Here is an 18,701-nt window from a genome sequence, read left to right as displayed (position 1 = left end):
CAGCGCAGCACGAGGCTGGGCTGGGCCATTTACCGGCTGATGCGCGGCTTAGTTCGCTTCGCGGATGAACTGCTCGCGCGGACGGCGGACCTTCTTCAGCTTTACCAGCCAGTCGCCTTCCTCGGCGCGATAGCCAAGCGGCAGGATCACCACCGAGCGCAGGCCGCGCTCACGCAGCTGCAGGATTTCATCCACCTTGGCCGGGTCGAAGCCTTCCATCGGCGTGCTGTCCACTTCCTCATAGGCGGCGGCGATCAGCGCCGAACCCAGGCCGATATAAGCCTGACGGGCCGCATGCTGGTAGTTGGTTTCTGCATCGCGCTGCGGGTAGCTGTTCAGCAGGGTCTGGCGATAGTTCTCCCAGCCCTCGTTCTTGAAGCCACGCTGCTCGTTGACGAGGTCGAACATCATATTGATGCGCTCGGCCGTGTAGTTATCCCAGGCGGCGAACACCAAGAGATGCGAGCAATCGGTGATCTGGCTCTGATCCCAGGCGTGCGGGCGGATCTGTTCGCGCAGGGCTGGGTTGGTCACCACCAGCACCTCATACGGTTGCAGGCCGCTGGAGCTTGCGGTCAGGCGAATCGCTTCCAGGATGCGCTCGACCTTTTCTTGCGGCACCACCTTGCTCGGTTCCATTTTCTTGGTGGCATAGCGCCATTCCAGCTTTTGCAGCAGATCGGACATATCAGGCTTTCTGTAAATTGCGAAGTAGAGTGGGGAGCCTGACAGGTAGCGCTGATTGCGGAATTTTCAAGAGGCTGGGTGCAAGGCGGGACTAGTTTGGGCCCGCGTCGAAGTGCACGGGCTCGGTGTTGCCGCCCTTACGGCGTACCACCACCGTACCGGCCAGCTTGTCGTGCCAGCCCTGTTTGCGCGGGTCGAAAGCTACCCAGATCAGGCCGATCAGCAAGAGCAGGGCGGCGGGAAAATAGCCGAGATAGCGGATCAGCAATTGCAGCGGGCTGGCGGCCGCGCCAGTGCGTGCATCCACGATGCGCGCGCCGATCGCCATCTTGCCCGGGGTGGCCTGGCGCTTGATCCAGAACAGCAGCACGGCCACCGCGGGGAGCACCCAGCTCAACAGCACATCGGCCGGCCCCTGCACCATGCGCTCGCTGACCCAGTAGTCGGGGTAGATCAGGCTCAGAATCGGCCAGATGATCAGGCAGGTCAGCACGGTGTCGATCAGCGCGGCGCCCACGCGGGGCCAGAAGCCGACATATTCGAGTTCATCCAAAGACATGGTCGTATCCAGTACAGAGCGAGAGAAGAGAGAGGCTGGCCATGTAGCGCAGGCCAACAGGCACAAGGTCTGCGCTGCGCACTATGCCTGCTAGCCGGGCGGCTTGGCCACAAAGCCGCGCTCGGTATCGCCGACGAAGCCGAGTGCGGCATACAGGCGGTGCGCCTCGGTGCGCTGCACGCCCGACAGCAGCATGACCTTGCAGCAGTGCTGGGACCAGGCCAGCTCGAGCGCAGCTTGCAGCACCAGGCGCGCATAACCGCGCCCCCGCTGGGCGGACAGGGTCACCACATGCTCTATCAGCGCCAAGGGTCGCGCGCCGCTGGCCAGATTGGGAATCAACGCCAGCATGCAGGTGGCGACCAGCTGCCCGTCTAGCACGCAGACCAGCAGATGCACATCCTCGCGCGCCAGCAGCTGCTGAAACGCCGCCTCGGCCGCCTCTGGCGCGAGTTCCGGGTCCTGCGGGCGCAATTCCCGGTACAAAGCGAGCACACCGGCCAGATCCCTGGCTTCGGCGCGGCGGACAAGCGGCGGCATGACGATACTCCCTTGGGCTGGGGCAGCCGCGGCTGCCCGGGTGGTGATCAGGCCGGCAGTGCAATCTGCAGGCCGCGGGTCGCCAGTTCGGTCGACACATGCACGCGCGCCATATGGCCGTACTCGAACGCATTCTTCGGCCCATTGCCGCTGGCGCGCGAGAATAGACCGATCACCTGGCCCTGTGCATCGAACACTGGCGAGCCGCTATTGCCCATCGAGCCATCCAGATCAGTTTCGAAATAGGCGCTGCCATCCACGCTGCTGACCGCGCCATGGGAAACCCGCAGGCTGCCGTCGGCATCGCTATAGCCCAACGCAGCCTTCGCACTGGCAGAGCGCGCGCTGCGCAATGGAAAGCCGGCCATCCACACCGGCTCGCCCTGCTGCGCGGTTCTGGCTGAAAGCGGCAAGCTGTGCGGCGGCGCGGGCTCGATGCGCAGCACGGCCGTATCCTCGCGCAGATGATGGCGGCCCTGGCCGTCATCCCAGAGCGCGCGTTGCAGCGAGGGGTTGGACACCAGATAGACCTGGCTGGCCGGCACCCAGCGCCAGTTGCCCGACTCGTCCTGCTGGGCGATCTCGGCGCGCAGCCCCTTGCACGGCACTTCCGCGCCGATCACGCCGGCCTCGCGCGAATGGGTGGCGACTTCGCCGCTGACCAGGTGGTAATTGGTCAGCACATGGCCCTGCGCATCGAAGCAGAAGCCGCTGCCGCCGCCATCCAGCCAGGTTTGGGCCGGGAAGCGGGTGCCTGCTTTGACCAGCTGGCAGAACTCGTGCCGCACCATGCCCATCGCAAATTCCGGCTCGTCCACGCGCGCCACGTCTTCCTGAGTAAAGAAGCGATACCAGCACTCAGTACCATCCGGCAGCGATTCATTGCGTGCCTGCGCCTGGGCCGCCTCGGGCGATGCGGCGATATCGAGCACCAGCAGGGTCTTGGGCAGTATGCGCACCATCGCCCCGATCAGGCGCAGGGTGTCGAGCTGGGGAATGGGTAACTGCGTGGGGTGAAAAAAGCCTTCGGCCATGATGAATGTATGCTCTGTGAATGGAAGTGAATGAAATCAGTGGATAGGCCAGCAGCGCTGGATTGCAGCCTGTGCGGGCACAGGCAATCTGCCCTGGCCAATAGCGAGTGGCATACCGATCTCGGCGGCGCCAACAGCACGCACGCTGCTTAGTCGGCCGCCAAATGGGCATAGATATAAAAATCGCGTGGCGTGCCACGTACCTGTCGATAACTGCGCAGCAAGCCCTCGCGCTGAAAACCCAGCCGTTCGATGCTGCGCAGTGATCTGAGATTGGTGTCGAGTATCGTCGCCTGCACCCGCAGCAGGCCGACTTCCTGATGCGCCCAGGCGACGAGCGCTTGGCCAGCCACCGCGATGATGCCCTGGCCCCAATAGCCAGGCGCCAGGTCATAAGCGAGTTCCGCCACGCGATTGAGCGAGGACACGCTGTGAAAGCCGATGGTGCCCACCAAGCTATCGTCGGCCCGATTGGCAATCGCCAGACGCAAGCGCGTATCGGGCTCGCCACACGTTTCATTACCCAGATAAGCGCTTAATTCCTCGCTGCTGGGATAATTCCAGCTTGTGTGCTGATAAACCGCGGGTAAATGCAAATAAGCGGCCCACGCGTCGATATCGGTGGTCAGTAATGGGCGCAAATAGGCAGTATTATGTTCAATGCTGGGTAGGGTGGTAAATTGCATGGAATAAATATATTAACGGGTGAGTAAAATATCAGACGAGGTTTCTTGATGTATTGAGTGTTCAATACATCTTATTTCCTAATTTGATTATTCTTGTGCTGCACTTTTCTCGGACGGCAAGCTAGCAGAAGGCGGATGGCATGCACAGCACTTTTGTTACCGCAGACGGCACGTTGCGGCAAAACCGCAGCAGTGTGGAAGTACCACCCCACATCCAGCCAATCAGCGGCTGGCGTATGAGTTTTGCATACGTAATAGCACCACACCTAACCAGACAAACCAGATCATTTGCAAGAGGCCAAAAGCGTCTTTCAGATAGGGCAGCGTGTGCAGCACCGTCAAGATGCCCAGACAGCCGACCAGGACGCCGAGCCGATGTAATGCTTTGGACAATACCTGCTGGTTGAGACCAGCCAGGCTGAATAATAAACACCATAATCCACCCACCAGCTCGATTCCGCCACCCAGTGCATGGCTGAGCATATTATTGGCGTGATAGAGCGCCTGTGCCTGCAATGGGTCGCGCGCCAATAATTCGAATACCTGCTCCAGCCCGATCAAGACCGTCATGCCGGCCGCCATCATCAACATCAGCCAAATGGCGCCAAATCGGTCGGCCAGTTCGGCCAATACATATTGATTGTCGGGTAATACCTGCTTCAAGGCCTGCAGTAAAACCGCCAGCAGCACGCCAAACAGCAGATAACCGCAACCATATCCCCATGCCACCAAGCCGTATTGCTGCTGTATATGGCGGATGCGGCTAATCACGTCGATATCGGTAGGTATCGATACCAGCCCAAAGAAAATAAGCGCCATGCTGATATAACACAGCGCCATGCCAATGGCGGCGAAGCCACCGGCCTGGAGGGTATAGCGTTTCACTGCAGAATGGGCTTGCATCCGGTATCTCCAAGTCGAATCCATCAGGGCGGGAAACAGCCCGGTCAGCATGGCGCTGCAAGCAGGTCATGTCGTCCGCGCCGATAAGCACGGACAGATATCGGCTAGGGATGCCAGCGCAAACGCCCTACACTGCGTGCACCGAATCGCATGATTGATGAATCGCATGGCTGAATTGATTCTGAGCGTGGCCGCCTTAGGCATGCTGGCCTTGACCCTGCAGGTATTGATCCTGCAGCAGCCCAGGCAAGCTTATCTGCAACCCTTGATGATTGCGCTATGCGCACTCGGGCTGATGTTGAGTGGGCCGCTGGTTTTTCAGGTTTTCCCGGCGCTGATTGATGGTTATATCGCGGCCTTGCCGCTGGCGTTTTTTGCCTTATTGCCCAGCCTGTATTTATATGTGCAGGCATTAACAGCACCCCATGCCTGGCAGTGGCGCAGTGTGCAAGGCAAGCATTATTGGACGCAGGTGTTTGCGCTAGCGCTGGCGTTGCAGATTCTGAGCTTGCCTGCCACCGACCGGCAGGCGCTGTTTTTCGGCGACCCTGGTCCGCTGCACGGGCAAATGCTGATTACTGCGGCCACCTTCCTGCTGGCCACCTTGCTCTGGCTGGTAGCGAGCGGCTGGTATGTGCTGCGCATCAGCCTGCAGCTCAGGCAATACCGCCGCCAGCTCAGGCGGGTGTTTGCTGCCGATGCAGGCAAGCGCCTGTATTGGCTGGACGGCCTGCTGGCCGCGCTGCTACTGAGCTGGGCCTATGCGCTGCTGTTCTTCGTGCTGGAGGAGCGCGTGCATAGCCGCTGGCTCAGCGCGGCCGGCGTGATCCTGCTCGCGCTCCTGCTGGTCAGCCTGCTGTGCGTGTGCGCCTTGCGCCAGCAGCCCGGCTTTGCCGAGCTGTTTGGCAGCGCCACGGTTCAGCCTTTGCCTGACCCGGCAGCGGAAGCGGAAACGCCGCTTAGCACGGAGGCGGCCAAATACCAGCGTTCGGCGCTCAGCGAAGAGCAGGCGCAACGCATTGCCGAGAAGGCCCGCCAGGCAGTCTACGAGCAGGCGCTCTATCTGAACCCCGCGCTGACCCTGTATCAACTCGCCGACCATATCGGCGTACCCGCCCAGTATTTATCGCAAACCCTGAACCAGACGCTCGGGCTCTCGTTTTACGACTATATCAACGCGGCCCGCATCAAGGCCGCCAAACAGCAATTGGTACAAACCGAGGACAGCATACTGAGCATAGCGATGGCGGTCGGCTTTAACGCCCGCTCCTCGTTCTACAAGGCCTTCAAGGCCAGTACGGGGATGACACCGGTCATGTATCGGGCGGCGCAAGGCAAGTCGGTGATGGGCTAAGCAGAGGAAAGCGCTGATCTGCCTTGGCAATGGCAAGAAAAAACGGCCCCGCAGGGCCGTTTTTGGGTGGGCTAGCGCAGCTCGGCCGGGTCACCGACGCCGAGTACCGCATTGCGCGCGTCCTCGGTCAGCAGCACGCCCGGGTCGAGACGTAGCAGTTTGCCGACGGCATCCAGCACATGGGCCCAGCTGCAGGCGTTGGCGAACAGCATGCCGGGGGTATCCAGCGTGCCGCCGCGGTTGCGGAAACCCAGGATGGCAGTGTGTTCGGGGCCGGTGTCGATGCGGCGCATGGCGCCGATCAGTGCCTCGGGGCGGGTGTGGCCGAGCAGGACGCGCTTGCGCAGATGGTGCGGAAAGTATTGGCCTATGGTGGCCTGGCTGACCGTGATGCTGGCCTCGGCCACATCGCGCGGTTCGCGCAGGCGGCCCGGTTCGTACACATAGATCAGCGAGTGGGCGATATCGAGCTCGGCCAGGCGGTTGGAGGCGCGCTGCATCTCGGTCAGCTGGTAGGCGCCCACGGCGACCAGGATCAGCTCCTCATCGGCCGCGCCGCTGCCCACCAGGCGGATCAGGCCGTCGCGCACCATCTGCTGCGCCTGTTCTTGGTTCAGCCGCGTGGGTACGGCGCGCTTGGGGGCGACCACGCACCAGATCTGGCCACGCGTCTGATAGCAGGCGTCCAGCGTGGCCAGCGCGCTATTCCAGTCGGGCGGGAAAACCACGCGGGCGCGGTCGCTCATTTCGGCCAGCCAGGCTTCCGGCAGCGTGGTGTCCTGGTGCGATAGCTCGTTCTTGCCGTTCTCCCAGGCATGCGAAGACAGCAGCACTGGCACCGACAGCCAGCCCGGCGCGCGGCCGGCTTCGGCCTGGTGGCGGGCAAACAGCACTTCCTGGCGCAAGGCGCCCAGCATCTTTACGGCAAACGCCTCATAGCTGACCGCCAGGTTCAGGCCGCCCTTATTGGCTAGCGCAGCGCTGATCACCGCTTCCTCGTTCAGCGCGGTAATCACCGCGCCGGTGCTGTGCTCGGGCGCCTGGGCTTCCGGGTGGGTGGCGCGGTGGTAGAAGTGGTCGAGCGTCTTGCCCATGCCATTGCTGCGCAGCTCGTCCGGGTTGCCGATGCGGATGCGCAGCTGCGGGTTGGCCTGGGCAATCGCGCAGAAGGCTGCATCGAAGCCGGCCATGGGCGAGCAATGGGCAATCTGTTCGCTGCCGGCATGCCAGGGCAGGGGGGCGGGGTGAAGGATGGGGCGGCGCTGGGTGAGCGGGTTGTCGCGCTCCAGCGGGCGCTGCTGGGCGGTGTGGGTGTGCAGCTGCAGAATTGCTTCATTGAGCTGGGCCTTGTTCACCCACAGCTTGGCGGCCGCGCTATTGAAGCGCTGGCGTGCGGTTTCATCCTGGCTGGGGTTGGCGCCCAGCGGCAGATTGTGGGCCAGATTGCTGCCGGCGCCCGGGAAGCCGAAGCCCTTGGGCGCGTGGGCAATCGCATAGGGCAGGCGGGCCGGGTAGCTGGCGTCGCCGTTCTGGATCGCCTCGGCCTGGGCAGCCAGCGCGTCTTCCATATGCAGAATCGCCCAGGCAAAGGCGGCCGGGTCGGTGCCGTCGATTTCCACCGGGTCAAAGCCATTGAGTAGCAGATGGTCGATAAACCAGGCCACGCCACCATCCTGCTCGAGGCCGCTGCGCTGCTCGATGCGCCGGCCGTTCAGAATCATCACCGGCAGGGCCGCGCCGCAGTCCTCGGCACGCCACCAGCGCGGTGCCCAGTCGCTGCCGCGCTGCTCTTCGAAGGCGCCATCGCTGAGGAAGGCCACCAGGCTCTCGCCCGGCAGCGGCATATGCACATACTGCAGCTCGGCAAAGCCCAGATAGCCGCCCTCGATCAAGCCACCGGCGGTGTGGGCGTTCACATGGCTGCCGAGCGGCGCCGCGGGCAGGCCGTCGCCGTCGAGCGCATAGCTGTAGAAGTCCTGGCAGAGCTGGCTCAGGCCCGCATCACTGAGCTCATAGCGCTCGGCCTGCTCGGGGTGCAGATTGCCGACCAGCACATTCACCGCATCGATGGCCGCCACGCAATGGCCCTGGCCCATCAGCCAGCCGCGTGTCTGGCCGCTCAGGGCATTGGCGAGCAGATAACCGACATAGGCGGGCACCATATTCAGCGCACCGCCGGTGTGGCCCTCGGGCGTGGGCTTGAAGTCGGCCGCCTGCAGCGCCTCGCCATCCAGGCGCACGCGCTGGGCATAGGTCATATGCACGACCAGCCACATGGCGGCATTGCACAGCCGGTCGGCCGCATGCAATAGCTTGAGGATCTGGGCCGTACGCTCGGGCTTGCTGCTGGGGTTGAGCCGGTTCAGCAGGCTGTGGATGCGTGCCAGCGTGGGCGGGCTGTGTTCGACCATGCCGAGGCCCTTGGCCCAGTCGTCAAAGCCGCTCGGGCTGGCCAGCGGCCGCTCCTGGCTGGCATGGGGCTGGAAGGCGGTAGCGCTGCCGAAGCTGAGCTTGCGGTAGGGAAAGCCACGCTGGCCATCGCGCTGGTGCGAGAGCGGGTCATGCTCGGCTGGGTGCAGCAGTTGATCTAGCTTGCTCATGATGATCAGCCTCTTGGTTTAGGTCTGGCAAAGGGCGGGCAGTGCCTCGGCCAGCAAGGGGCCAAGGTCGATCTGGTTGCTTGGGTGGGGAATGCTGTTGCAGCTGGCAATGCGCGCCGGGCCGCTGGCCGCGAGGACGGCCAGCGCATCGCCGGCAAAAATCGGGTGCACGCCCAGGCAGACTGGCGCGGCCAGGCCGACGGCGCGTACCTGCTGCACGGCGGTGGCCATGGTGCGCGCGGTGGACAGGATGTCGTCGATCAGCACCGGCGTGTGGGCGCGCAGCGCGGCCACATCGGGCAGCGAGATGCGCACGTCCTTATCGCCATGGCGGACTTTTTCCAGCACGCGGAAGGGCGCGCCGATGCGCGCGGCCACTGCCTCTATCCACTGTGCGCTTTCGGCGTCCGGGCCGATCAGCAAGGGCTGGGCGACCTCGCGTCGTATCCAGTCCGCCAGCGCTGGCATGGCGCTCAGATGCACGGCCTGGCAGGTGTAGATCTCGCTCAGGCTGTGGTAGCGGTGCAGATGCGGGTCCACGGTGAGCAGGAAGTCCAGCCCGCTCGACAAGAGGCGCGCATAGCTACGCGAGCTGATCGCCTCACCCGGCGCGAAGCGCACATCCTGGCGCATATAGGCCAGATAGGGCGCCACCAAGCCCACGCGCCGCGCGCCCATATCGCGCGCCGCATCGGCGGCGAACAAGAGGTGCAGGGTCTTGGCATCGGGCTGGTCGAGGCTGCAGACCAGCACCACGCAGCAGTCGGCCAGCTCGGCCGGTACCATGAGCTTGGCTTCGCCATCGGGGAAGTGGTGCACCTTGATCTCGGCCAGCGCATAGCCGCTATGGCGTGCCAGCGATTCGGCCAGTGCGCGCTGGCCCGGGTAGGCGAGCAGGACGGTAGGTTTGGGCTCAGTCATGGGCAATCTCGATCACGCCGCCGTGCTCACTCGCATAGCGCGCCGCGTAGCGCAGCTCGCCCGGTGCCTCGGCATGCAGGGTATACAGCGGCTGGCCGGCCTCGACGGGCTGGCCCAGCTTCACATGCAGGTCTACCCCGGCCGCGGCCGAGGCCGGTGCACCAGCCAGCTTGGCAATGCGCGCCAGTACGCGGTTGTCGATCTGGCGCACGCTGCCGGCGTGCGGCGCCACAATCAGCTCGGTCAGTGGCGCATGTGGCACATCGCGCAGGCCGCCCTGTGCGGCGCAGATTGCTTGAAACTGCTGCCAAGCGAGGCCACTATCGAGCAGGGCGCGTGCGCGCAGGCGGCCTTCGCCCGGCGCGCAGGCACCGCCCATTTCCAGCACCCGGCCGGCCAGCAAGAGCGCGCGCTCGCGCAGATCGGCCGGCGCATCGGCCTGGTTCTGCAGCACGCGCAGCAGGTCGCGCGCTTCCAGCGCCGGGCCGATACCGCAACCTATCGGCTGGGTGCCATCGGTAATGATGCTGTCCACCGCCAGTCCCAGCGTGGCGCCCACCTGTTGCAGACGCTGCGCAAGGCGCTCGGCCACCTCGCTGGAGCGCACCTTGGCGGTCGGCCCCACTGGCAGGTCGATCAGCACGCGTTGCGAGCCGGCGGAAATCTTCTTGGACAGGATGGAAGCGACCAGCTGGCCATCGCTATCAAGGTTCAGCGGCCGCTCGATACGGATCAGGATGTCATCGGCCGGGCTTAGCTGCATACCGCCACCCCACACCACGCAGCCCCCGGTCTGCTCGACCACGCGGCGGATGGCGGCCAGATCGAGGTCGACCGGCGCCAGTACCTCCATGGTGTCGGCCGTGCCGGCTGGCGAGGTGATCGCGCGCGAGGAGGTCTTGGGCATGGTCAGCCCGGCCGCGGTGACGATGGCCACCACGATGGGTGTGGTACGGTTGCCGGGCAGGCCGCCCACGCAATGCTTGTCCACCACCGGCTCGCGCTGCCAGCTGAGCCGCGCGCCGGCGCCCACCATGGCGCGCGTCAGCGCCACCGTCTCGGCGATATCGAGCCGGTCGCCTGCGCAGGCGGTCACGAAGGCGGCTAGATGCAGATCGGACAGCCGGCCATTTACCGTGTCCGCCACGATGCCGGCCAGCTGGGTGGCATCGAGGCGCTGACCGTAGATCTTGGCGCGCAGATCGCTTTCCGAGACCAGCACCGGCACATGCGAGAAGCGCAGCGCATCGCCCGCCTGCACGCCCAGCGCCTGCTGGGCCGAGACGCTGAGTGAGGCCTCGTCGATGCCGAGCAGGCTGCTGTGCACGGTGTTCAGGGTGGCGATCAGGCTGCGCTCATTGCCATGCACCTCAAGACGAGTCTGGGCGGCAAAGCCCTCGGCACGGCAGATATGGCAGCCGGCATTCATATACACCACGTATTCATGCGCGGTATCGATGCCCAGATGGCGGTAACGCAGGCTGGCTTCGTGGCTCATGGTGCGCTGAGTTCAATGCGCTGCAGGTATTCGGGCACCGATACCGGCCAGTGCAGCTCATGGGCGATGCGCTGGCGCAGGGTATCGGCCGCATCCGGCTCGCCATGCACGATAAAGGTCTGGCGCGGCGGCGTGCTGAAGTTGCGCAGCCATTCCAGCGTCTCGTCGCCATCGGCATGGGCAGAGAAGTTCGGCACGCTGTCTACGCGGGCGCGCAGCGGCACTTCCTCGCCAAAGATGCGGATGCTGCGCGCACCGCCCAGCATGGCCGCGCCGCGCGTGCCGCCGGCCTGGTAGCCGGAGAACACGATGGCATTGCGTGCATCGCCGCCAAAGGCCTTGATGTGATGGAGCACTCGCCCGCCGGTGACCATGCCGCTGGCCGACAGGATGATCATTGGTCCCTTGCGCGCGTTCAGAGCGCGTGATTCCTCCACCGATTTCACGATGGTGGCGGCCCGGCACATGGCAGCGCACTGTGCATGGCTGAGCCGGTGCTCGCCCTGGTGGCGCAGGAAGATTTCGGTGGCATCCACCGCCATCGGGCTGTTCAGGAAGATCGGCACCTGCGGGATCTCGCCCGATTCCTGCAATAGGTGCAGCAGGTAGAGCAGGCTTTGCGCGCGGCCCACGGCAAAGGTGGGGATCAGTACCACGCCCTTGTGGGCGACCGTGTTACGGATGATCTCGCCCAGCTTCACGCGCGGGTCGGTCGCATCGTGCTGGCGATTGCCATAGGTCGATTCCACCAGCAGCCAGTCGGCTTCGCGGATCGGTGCCGGCGCCTTCATGACCAGATCGTTCGGGCGGCCCAGATCGCCAGAGAACACAATGCGCCGGCCTTCGGCGCTGATCTCCACGCTGGCCGCGCCGAGGATATGCCCGGCCGGGCGGAAACGCAGGCTCACGCCAGGCCCGAGTGCAATTTCCTGCTCATAGGGGCGCGCCTTCAGCTGCTGCAGGCAGTGCTCGGCATCCTGCTCGCTATACAGCGGCAGGGCCGGGTCGTGCTTGGAGCTTTGGCGCAGATTGGCCCAGCCGGCTTCCTCTTCCTGCAGATGGCCGCTATCGGGCAGGAGAATACCGCACAGATCGCGCGTGGCGGCGGTGCAATAGACTGGGCCGCGGTAGCCATCGCGCACCAGCAGCGGCAGATAGCCGCTGTGGTCGAGATGGGCATGGGTGAGCACCACGGCATCGAGGCTGGTCGGATCGAGCGGCAGGGGCGACCAGTTGCGCAGGCGCAGCTGCTTATAGCCCTGGAACAGGCCGCAGTCGACCAGGATGCGCAGGCCGGCTACCTCGAGCAGGTATTTGGAGCCGGTGACCGTGCCGGTACCGCCAAGAAAGCTGAGAAACATCGCCATATTGCCCACCTCCAAAACAGGCGCAGATCGGAGTTGCCGCCGCGCGGCAAGCGCCTGGCCTTCAGCTTAGGTGGCATAGGGCGGGAAATCGCCCCGTCTCGGCGCTTGGGCTGGCTTGGCTCGGGCAGTCTGGCTATTAGCTTCCGGCAAGCACGGCTGCGCCGCGTTGACGTGGATCAAGCGCCCTGACTTATCGCGTGCGCTTAGGAAGTGATGAAATAGGTTTTAGCTATGAATTCAAGAATAACAATCAAATTCATATTTTACTGAGAATGACTATCATCCACTTGTCGCATTCAGCCCCAGCCCAGGAGCGCATCATGATCAAGACCATCACCTTCGCCATTACTCACTTCACGGTTGCCTTCAGCGTGGCCTATCTGCTCACCGGCAATATCGGCATCAGCAGCACGCTGGCGCTGGTGGAGCCGGCCGTGAACACGGTGGCCTACTTCTTCCACGAGAAAGCCTGGTTGCGTTTTGGCGGCAAGCCGGCCGTCCAGGGCGAATTGCACGGCTTGCATGCACATGGCCATCTGTGAGTGAGGCGGTGCCCAGCGCGTGAGCTGCTGCGGGCCCGGTTCAGGCCGGGTAGATGGCGCCCAGCACCCGCGCGCCACGTGCGCCGGTCACCGCCGGCAGGTTGCCGGGCAGGCCGAGCAGGCACTGACGTGCCAGCCAGGAAAAGGCTACGGCTTCCACCCAGTCCGGGTGCAGGCCGACTTGCTCGGTGCTGGCCAGGTGGCGCGGTGCCAGCTGTGCGGCCAGCGCCCGCATCAGCGCGCCATTGCGCGCGCCGCCGCCGCAGATATACACCTCGCTGGCGGCCGCCGCATGCCGGGTAATTTCCGCTGCGATACTGGCCGCAGTGTAGGTAAGCAGCGTGGCTTGCACATCAACCGGCGCCAGGGCCGGGCCTTGCGCCAGCAGGGCATCCAGCCAGGCCAGGTGAAACAGATCGCGCCCGGTGCTTTTCGGCGGCGGCAGCTGGCCATAGGGCGTGGCGAGCAGCCGCGCCAGCAGGCCGGCATCGACCTGGCCCTGCGCAGCCCAGCTGCCGTCGGCATCGTAGGGCTGGCCCTGGTGGCGCTGTATCCAGCCATCCAGCAGCACATTGCCCGGTCCGGTATCCCAGCCGCGCACCGTGCCGCTGGGCGGCAGATCGGTGATATTGGCAATGCCGCCGATATTGACCACCGCGCGGTGTTGCGCGGCGCCGAACAGGCCAAGATGAAAAGCCGGCACCAGCGGCGCACCCTGGCCACCGGCTGCCACATCGCGGCTGCGGAAATCGCTGACCACGGTCATGCCGCAGTGCTCGGCCAGGCGGGCGGCATTGCCGATCTGCACGGTAAAGCCGAGCTCGGGCCGGTGGCGGAGCGTCTGCCCATGCATGCCGATGGCCGCCACCTGCTCGGCCGCCACACCGGCGCGCTGCAAGACCGTATGCACGGCGGCCGCATAGGCATCGGCCAGCGCATTGCCGGCCAGCATCACGCGCTGCAGCTCGTTTTCGCCCACCGCCTGCAGGGCCAGGAGTTCTGCCTTCAGCTCGGGGGAAAAAGCCTGCAGCTCGGTCGCCAGCAGCTGTGGCCGGCCCTGGGCAAAATCGACCAGCACACAGTCGATGCCATCAAGGCTGGTGCCTGACATCAGGCCAAGGTAGAGCGAGGAAGCGGGAGTCATGGCGGCACGTGGGCAAGGACAAAGGCCGCTAGCCTAGGGTGTGCGCCACTGGCTAGGCAAGTGCGGCGCGTGCTGCGTTATGCTGGCGGCCCGGTCCTTGACGACGAGTGATGCCATGCACGCCTTTGCCATCCCGCGCGGCAGCTTCGTTGCCGCAGTCAGTCTGTTGATCGCCCTGCCTAGCCTCGCGGCCGAGCCAGCAAGCAGCGCTGCCCCAGCGCCCGTGGTGCGCGAGCAGGTACATGGCCATTTCGAGGTGGAGCTCAAGCCGCTTGGTGACGCGGTGAGCAGCCAGGGTGTCACGCTCGGGCGCATGAGTCTGGACAAGCATTTCCATGGCGCGCTGGAAGCGCGCGGCGAGGGCGAGATGCTGACTGCGCTGACCAGCAACAAGGGGTCGGCCGGCTATGTGGCCATGGAGCGGGTCAGTGGCAGCCTGCAAGGCCGCCAGGGCAGCTTTGTGCTGCAGCATAGCTGCAGCATGCAGGCTGGGGCGCAAAGCTTGACGATCGAGGTAGTGCCGGATTCGGCCAGCGGCGACTTGGTCGGTCTACGTGGCAGCATGCGCATTACCGTGCGCGACGGCCAGCATTTGTACGATTTCGATTACACCCTGCCAGTCCGCTGAGCGCAGTCTGGCAGGGCTGGCGCTTACTTGGCGGCGCTGACTACCGGCTCGGCCGGGCAGGCCAGCTGTACGCGTACGCCCTTCAGGAAGGCGCGGCGCAGGCCGCCGGCGATCACCGCTTCGCGCACTCGGCGTGATTGGCGTTCTGCGCCCGATAGTTTGCGCACCCAGCTACGGAAGGGCACCACGCCCTCGGCCGTGCGCTGCAAAGCGCCCACGGCTGCGTCGGCCGCCGCATCGCCACCGCGCTCCAGCCAGTCAGGCTTGTCCTCGTCCGGCGCATCGATATCCGGGCCCAGCGCCGCATCCAGCAGGGCGATTTCCTCGTTCAGCCCCTTGCATTCGCGCGTGTCGGCCAGTGCGTAAGGACCATCCTTGGCGCGCTTGAGTACTTCGGGAATCGGTGTCTTGACCAGGTTCAGGTCGTTGAGCGGCGTGACCGCGGCATCGCTGACACGTTGCTTATGGTCGGTGGCGCAGGCGCCCAGCAGCAAGGCCAGGCTGATCAGCAGCGCGCGTGGGGCGGTGGTGGAAAGGGCTGGGTGGGCGAGCATGGTGGTTGGGGGACTCCAGGGTTAAGGGCTGCCAAGCGCGGCGGACGACGTGGGTTGTACCAGCAAGACCAGCAGGCCGCCCAGTGCTTCGGCGGCGAACAGCATGCGCATAGCGCCTTGCGGTGCGCCAAAGCGCGGCCAGGCCAGCAGGCGGCCGAGCGGCTGGGCAAGCAGGAACAGGCCGACCAGATTCCCGAGCGCCGCGTCCTGCACGCGCAGGGCGGCCAGCACGCACAAGCTGGTCTGGGCGAGGAACACGCCCACATAAATCGCATGGAATTCGCTGTGGCTATTGGCGGTCTTCAGCGTGTAGCCGAGCAGACCGGCCAGGGAATGCGGGTGCACGGCCGCCCAGGCCGCGAAAGCCAGGAAGCTCAGTCCGCATAGCGCCAAGAGCAGCTGGCGCCAGCTATCGTCGTACAGCATCGCGTCTCCTTATTCGCCTGCCCCGCGGTTGGCGGGGTCGCAGCTTAGCTTAGTGGCTTTTGGCGTTTTTGCTGTCGGACTGCGCCGTATCGGCAGGCAGGGGCGCTTCGGCGGCCAGCTTGGCCAACAGCGCATCGATCAGCTGCTTGGGCTCGAGCGGGTCGTCGGCCAGCAGGATATCCGGCTGCACCAGCGCAGCCCCTTGCGCGCCGGCCGGGCGCTGCAGGATGAAGCGCGGCACACCCAGCCCAAGCCGGCTATGCGGCAGGGTGCGGCTTTGCAGGCCGCCGCTTTGCCGGGCGCGTGCATAGCTGCCGCTGCCTACCAGTTTGGCGAAGCCGAAGTCCTGCAAGACATTGCTGAACAGCACGGCCGAGGAATAGGTGCCGCGCCCGACCAGCGCATACACCTGGCCGTGAAAGCGCAGTGGGTGATCGGGCTGCGGCTGCACCCAGCTGCCCAGTTCGGCATCGATGACCGCACCCAAGGGCTCGGTCGGGCTCTGGCGGCCCTCGATCACCTTCTTGCGATAGCCGGATGCCCAGCGCCAGGGCTGGTGGGCGAAATACTTGAGCAGGCCCTCGCGCCACATATCGTCATCGCCGCCACCGTTTTCGCGCACATCGATCAGCAAGGTCTGCGTGCCGGCTGCCTGCATCTGGCGGAAGGCCGCCTCGGTAAACGCATAAAAGCGCGCCTTGTCTTCCCAGAAAAAAGTATGCGCAGTCAGCAGCGCGGCGCGCCCGGGCAGCAGCTGGAACTGGTACTGGCGTGCAAAGCTGTCCTCGTCCTGTAGCCAGGCGGGCAGCTGGCTGCTGCCCGCGCGCTGCAGGCGCAGCGTAGTGCCGTGCTTTTCCAGCGCCAGCTGGTAGCTGGGTGGCGTGCCATACAGCAGGCGGTAGAACAGCCAGAAGCGCTTGCCTAGCAGATGGGCACGGAATTCGGCGCTATCGCCGTGCGCACGCGCCAGCATGGCCTGGACTATCTGTTGGCTGGGCAGGCCATTGATCGTCTCGATGCGCGCACCCGCCAGCGCGCTGGGCTGGCCGCCCAGCTCGGCGCGGATGCGCAGTTCGCCCGCCGCATTCAGCACCACTTCGAAGGGAAACAGACTGCCGCCCGCGTCCAGATGACGGCGCGTCTGCGCACGCCAGTCGGCCGGAATCAACGCGAGGTGGGCATCGGCAAACAGGGGGTTCAAGGTGGCCAGCGCCGCCCAGGCTTGCCCGGCATCGAGCGGCTGCTGCAGCTTGGCCGGCATGGCGGCCAGTGCGGCATCCAGCTCGGCCTTGCTCACGGAATGGCCGGGGTCCGGGTGGATGCGCGCCAGTTCAGCCTGGATAAAGCGCAGATCCTGCTGGAGCTGCTCGGGCGTAAGCACGACGGCCTCGGCCCGGGCGCCCGAGAAGGGCAAAAGCACACTGCACAGTAAACACAGGGCGGCACGTAGCACGGGCATGGCGGGTCTCGGTGGCGGGCGACAATGGAGCGAGCGGGCCACGCGGTGGCCTGCTCGCACGAGGGCGAGACTTGTAACACGCGCCCGGCGGGCCGGCATCCTGCAAATGAAGGACTTGTCTCCTTCTTGCTACCCACGCCGGCCCAGCCGCCACAGCGAGGTGATTTCGGCCGCGCGCGCGGCGAACAGCGGGTCGCTGGGGTCGCCCGCCTTGGGGTGGCGCGGGCGGATGTCGTGGCGGTCGATGACCTGAAGCCCAGCTGTCGCGATCGCCTGCAGCAGGAAGTCGCGTGAGCGCAGGCCCAGGTGCTCGGCCAGATCGGAGATGATCAGCCAGCCTTCGCCGCCCTCGCTCAAGTGTGCGGCCAGGCCGTTCAGAAAGCCGAGCAGCATGCGGCTATCGGGGTCGTAGACCGCGTATTCGAGCGGCGAGCTGGGGCGGGCCGGCACCCAGGGCGGGTTGCAGACGATCAGCGGCGCCCGGCCGTTGGGGAATAGATCGGCCATTTCCAGGCTGACCTGATCGGCATAGCCTAGCCGGGCCAGATTATCGGCCGCACAGGCCAGCGCGCGCGGGTCCTGGTCGGTGCCCACGATACGGCGCACACCGCGCTTGGCCAGCATGGCAGCCAGCACGCCGCTGCCGGTGCCGATATCGAAAGCCAGCTCCAGCGAAGGCAGCGGCGCTTGCGCGACCAGGTCGACATACTCGCCACGCAGTGGCGAGAACACACCGTGCTGCGGGTGGATGCGCGCGGCCAGCGCTGGCACCTCCACGCCCTGTTTCTGCCATTCATAAGCACCGATCAGGCCTTGTAGCTCGCGCAGCGAAATCAGTCCGGCCACGCCCTGCGGGCCGTACAGCGCCGCACAGGCCGCGCCGACCTCAGGCGCACGGCGCAGCGGGATGCGGTAATCGGCCTCCAGTGGTACCAGCAGCATGGCCAAGGTGCGCGCGCGCTGCGCCTGGGCCTGGCGGTGCAGATGAAAAGCCTCGGCCGGCGTGCTGGTCGGCTTGGGCGGCTTGCGGCCTATGCGCCTTGCCATGGCCTGCAGCAGCTGGCGCGCATTGTGATAATCGCCGCGCCACAGCAGGGCGGTGCCCTCGCAAGCCAGCCGGTAGGCGGCATCGGCCTTCAGGCTGTCATCCACCACGCGGATGCGCGCGGGGGCGGCCATGCCGCTGTGCGAATACCAGCGCGCGCTGTGTTGCTCGCCGGCTTCCTGCCACTGCACGCTAGGTTCGCTCATGTTCGGGTCCGGTAGGCGCAAAAGCCCGGGCGGGGGCCGATGCGCGGGTGATTGCGGCAGGTGTTCGGACGCTGCTCGTAAATCGTGCAGCGGCGGGTTTGCGCATCCAGGTAAAGGCAGTCGCCATTCGCGCGCCGCGCCAGGGTGAAGATGCTCTGCTTGAAATTGAACTGCCCGATGATGCGCGCCTTGCTTAGCCGCTTGGCAATCTCCTTGGCCGGCACATGCTCGGCTTCGAAAGCCTCCACCACACCCATGCGCACCAGATCACCGAGCTTCACCTCCACTGGCATGGTGCAGCAGCTGGCCACGCAGCTATCGCACAGACCATTGCGGTATTTGATCCAGGTCCCGGTACGGTCGAGGTCGGACAGATGAATAAACGGCTTGCTCATGCGTGTGGACGGCCAAAAAAGGTCGCGCATTATAGCGGCCCGGCCGCGCGCCCTGCGGGTGAATGGGTGAGCGGTGGTCAGCCGGTCGTGGGCGCCATCCGCGGCTTGTCTGCTATAGCTTGGTGCTGCGCAGCACGTCAGCGCACGGCCGCC

The 18,701-nt window shown here is 65.2% G+C and carries 19 protein-coding genes; 3 read left to right on the top strand and 16 right to left on the bottom strand.

Features of this window, described 5'->3' with window-relative positions; translation table 11 throughout:
* Window positions 1–48: 48 nt before the first annotated feature.
* From BT173_RS07925 to BT173_RS07900, 6 genes are all read right to left on the bottom strand, one after another.
* Window positions 49–687 (bottom strand): NAD(P)H-dependent oxidoreductase, encoded by a 639-nt coding sequence (locus BT173_RS07925; RefSeq protein WP_072428097.1) that lies wholly within the window; start codon window positions 685–687, stop codon window positions 49–51.
* A gap of 91 nt (window positions 688–778) precedes the next feature.
* Complete coding sequence (locus tag BT173_RS07920) at window positions 779–1,246, bottom strand: RDD family protein (protein WP_072428096.1); 468 nt, start codon at window positions 1,244–1,246, stop codon at window positions 779–781.
* Window positions 1,247–1,336: 90 nt separating this feature from the next.
* Complete coding sequence (locus BT173_RS07915; RefSeq protein WP_072428095.1) at window positions 1,337–1,786, bottom strand: GNAT family N-acetyltransferase; 450 nt, start codon at window positions 1,784–1,786, stop codon at window positions 1,337–1,339.
* Window positions 1,787–1,833: 47 nt separating this feature from the next.
* Window positions 1,834–2,820, bottom strand: a complete 987-nt coding sequence (locus BT173_RS07910) for a trypsin-like peptidase domain-containing protein (protein ID WP_072428094.1) — start codon at window positions 2,818–2,820, stop codon at window positions 1,834–1,836.
* Between the two features lie 149 nt (window positions 2,821–2,969).
* A complete protein-coding gene (locus BT173_RS07905; protein ID WP_072428093.1) occupies window positions 2,970–3,506 on the bottom strand; it encodes a GNAT family N-acetyltransferase in 537 nt (178 codons plus the stop codon).
* A gap of 222 nt (window positions 3,507–3,728) precedes the next feature.
* Window positions 3,729–4,409 carry a hypothetical protein gene (locus tag BT173_RS07900; RefSeq protein WP_072428092.1) on the bottom strand — a complete coding sequence of 227 codons (681 nt, stop codon included), beginning with the start codon at window positions 4,407–4,409 and terminating at the stop codon, window positions 3,729–3,731.
* A 166-nt stretch (window positions 4,410–4,575) separates the two neighbouring features.
* On the opposite strand from BT173_RS07900, the gene BT173_RS07895 reads away from it, so the two are divergent.
* Window positions 4,576–5,763 (top strand): helix-turn-helix transcriptional regulator, encoded by a 1,188-nt coding sequence (locus BT173_RS07895; protein ID WP_175545580.1) that lies wholly within the window; start codon window positions 4,576–4,578, stop codon window positions 5,761–5,763.
* A 71-nt stretch (window positions 5,764–5,834) separates the two neighbouring features.
* On the opposite strand, the gene BT173_RS07890 is transcribed toward BT173_RS07895, so the two are convergent.
* From BT173_RS07890 to BT173_RS07875, 4 genes are read right to left on the bottom strand one after another with little or no spacing between them, the layout of a single operon-like run.
* Window positions 5,835–8,363 carry a phosphoketolase family protein gene (locus BT173_RS07890; protein ID WP_084658330.1) on the bottom strand — a complete coding sequence of 843 codons (2,529 nt, stop codon included), beginning with the start codon at window positions 8,361–8,363 and terminating at the stop codon, window positions 5,835–5,837.
* Between the two features lie 18 nt (window positions 8,364–8,381).
* On the bottom strand, window positions 8,382–9,284 hold the full coding sequence (locus BT173_RS07885; protein WP_072428090.1) for a ribose-phosphate pyrophosphokinase: 903 nt from the start codon (window positions 9,282–9,284) through the stop codon (window positions 8,382–8,384).
* Window positions 9,277–10,782 (bottom strand): thymidine phosphorylase family protein, encoded by a 1,506-nt coding sequence (locus BT173_RS07880; protein ID WP_072428089.1) that lies wholly within the window; start codon window positions 10,780–10,782, stop codon window positions 9,277–9,279. Before BT173_RS07880 ends, BT173_RS07885 begins: the two co-directional genes overlap by 8 nt.
* Window positions 10,779–12,149: an MBL fold metallo-hydrolase RNA specificity domain-containing protein gene (locus BT173_RS07875; protein ID WP_308417563.1), complete on the bottom strand. Its 1,371-nt coding sequence runs from the start codon at window positions 12,147–12,149 to the stop codon at window positions 10,779–10,781. The genes BT173_RS07880 and BT173_RS07875 overlap by 4 nt, the downstream gene beginning before the upstream one ends.
* A 320-nt stretch (window positions 12,150–12,469) precedes the next feature.
* Between BT173_RS07875 and BT173_RS07870 the strand changes: the two genes are divergently transcribed.
* Complete coding sequence (locus tag BT173_RS07870; protein WP_084658328.1) at window positions 12,470–12,691, top strand: DUF2061 domain-containing protein; 222 nt, start codon at window positions 12,470–12,472, stop codon at window positions 12,689–12,691.
* 40 nt (window positions 12,692–12,731) lie between these two features.
* Here BT173_RS07870 and BT173_RS07865 read toward each other — a convergent pair whose 3' ends face one another.
* Window positions 12,732–13,835, bottom strand: a complete 1,104-nt coding sequence (locus BT173_RS07865; protein ID WP_072428087.1) for an anhydro-N-acetylmuramic acid kinase — start codon at window positions 13,833–13,835, stop codon at window positions 12,732–12,734.
* Window positions 13,836–13,950: 115 nt separating this feature from the next.
* On the opposite strand from BT173_RS07865, the gene BT173_RS07860 reads away from it, so the two are divergent.
* On the top strand, window positions 13,951–14,463 hold the full coding sequence (locus BT173_RS07860) for a DUF3224 domain-containing protein (RefSeq protein WP_084658346.1): 513 nt from the start codon (window positions 13,951–13,953) through the stop codon (window positions 14,461–14,463).
* Between the two features lie 23 nt (window positions 14,464–14,486).
* On the opposite strand, the gene BT173_RS07855 is transcribed toward BT173_RS07860, so the two are convergent.
* The 5 genes from BT173_RS07855 to BT173_RS07835 all read right to left on the bottom strand — a co-directional run bounded on the left by BT173_RS07855 (window position 14,487) and on the right by BT173_RS07835 (window position 18,548).
* Complete coding sequence (locus tag BT173_RS07855) at window positions 14,487–15,017, bottom strand: hypothetical protein (RefSeq protein ID WP_072428086.1); 531 nt, start codon at window positions 15,015–15,017, stop codon at window positions 14,487–14,489.
* A gap of 21 nt (window positions 15,018–15,038) precedes the next feature.
* The gene (locus BT173_RS07850) at window positions 15,039–15,443 is read right to left on the bottom strand and encodes a DUF4345 family protein (protein ID WP_072428085.1); all 405 of its coding nucleotides are present in this window, start codon (window positions 15,441–15,443) and stop codon (window positions 15,039–15,041) included.
* 49 nt (window positions 15,444–15,492) lie between these two features.
* Window positions 15,493–16,902, bottom strand: a complete 1,410-nt coding sequence (locus tag BT173_RS07845; protein ID WP_175545579.1) for a S41 family peptidase — start codon at window positions 16,900–16,902, stop codon at window positions 15,493–15,495.
* A gap of 129 nt (window positions 16,903–17,031) precedes the next feature.
* Window positions 17,032–18,153, bottom strand: a complete 1,122-nt coding sequence (locus tag BT173_RS07840) for a 50S ribosomal protein L11 methyltransferase (protein WP_072428083.1) — start codon at window positions 18,151–18,153, stop codon at window positions 17,032–17,034.
* On the bottom strand, window positions 18,150–18,548 hold the full coding sequence (locus tag BT173_RS07835; protein WP_072428082.1) for a YkgJ family cysteine cluster protein: 399 nt from the start codon (window positions 18,546–18,548) through the stop codon (window positions 18,150–18,152). Before BT173_RS07835 ends, BT173_RS07840 begins: the two co-directional genes overlap by 4 nt.
* Window positions 18,549–18,701: the final 153 nt, after the last annotated feature.

This window comes from Chitinimonas taiwanensis DSM 18899, from assembly GCF_900119825.1.
In the GTDB taxonomy this organism is placed as follows: Bacteria; Pseudomonadota; Gammaproteobacteria; order Burkholderiales; family Chitinimonadaceae; genus Chitinimonas; species Chitinimonas taiwanensis.
Note: the sequence above shows the minus strand (reverse complement) of the source record. Positions and strands in the feature narration are given on the sequence as shown.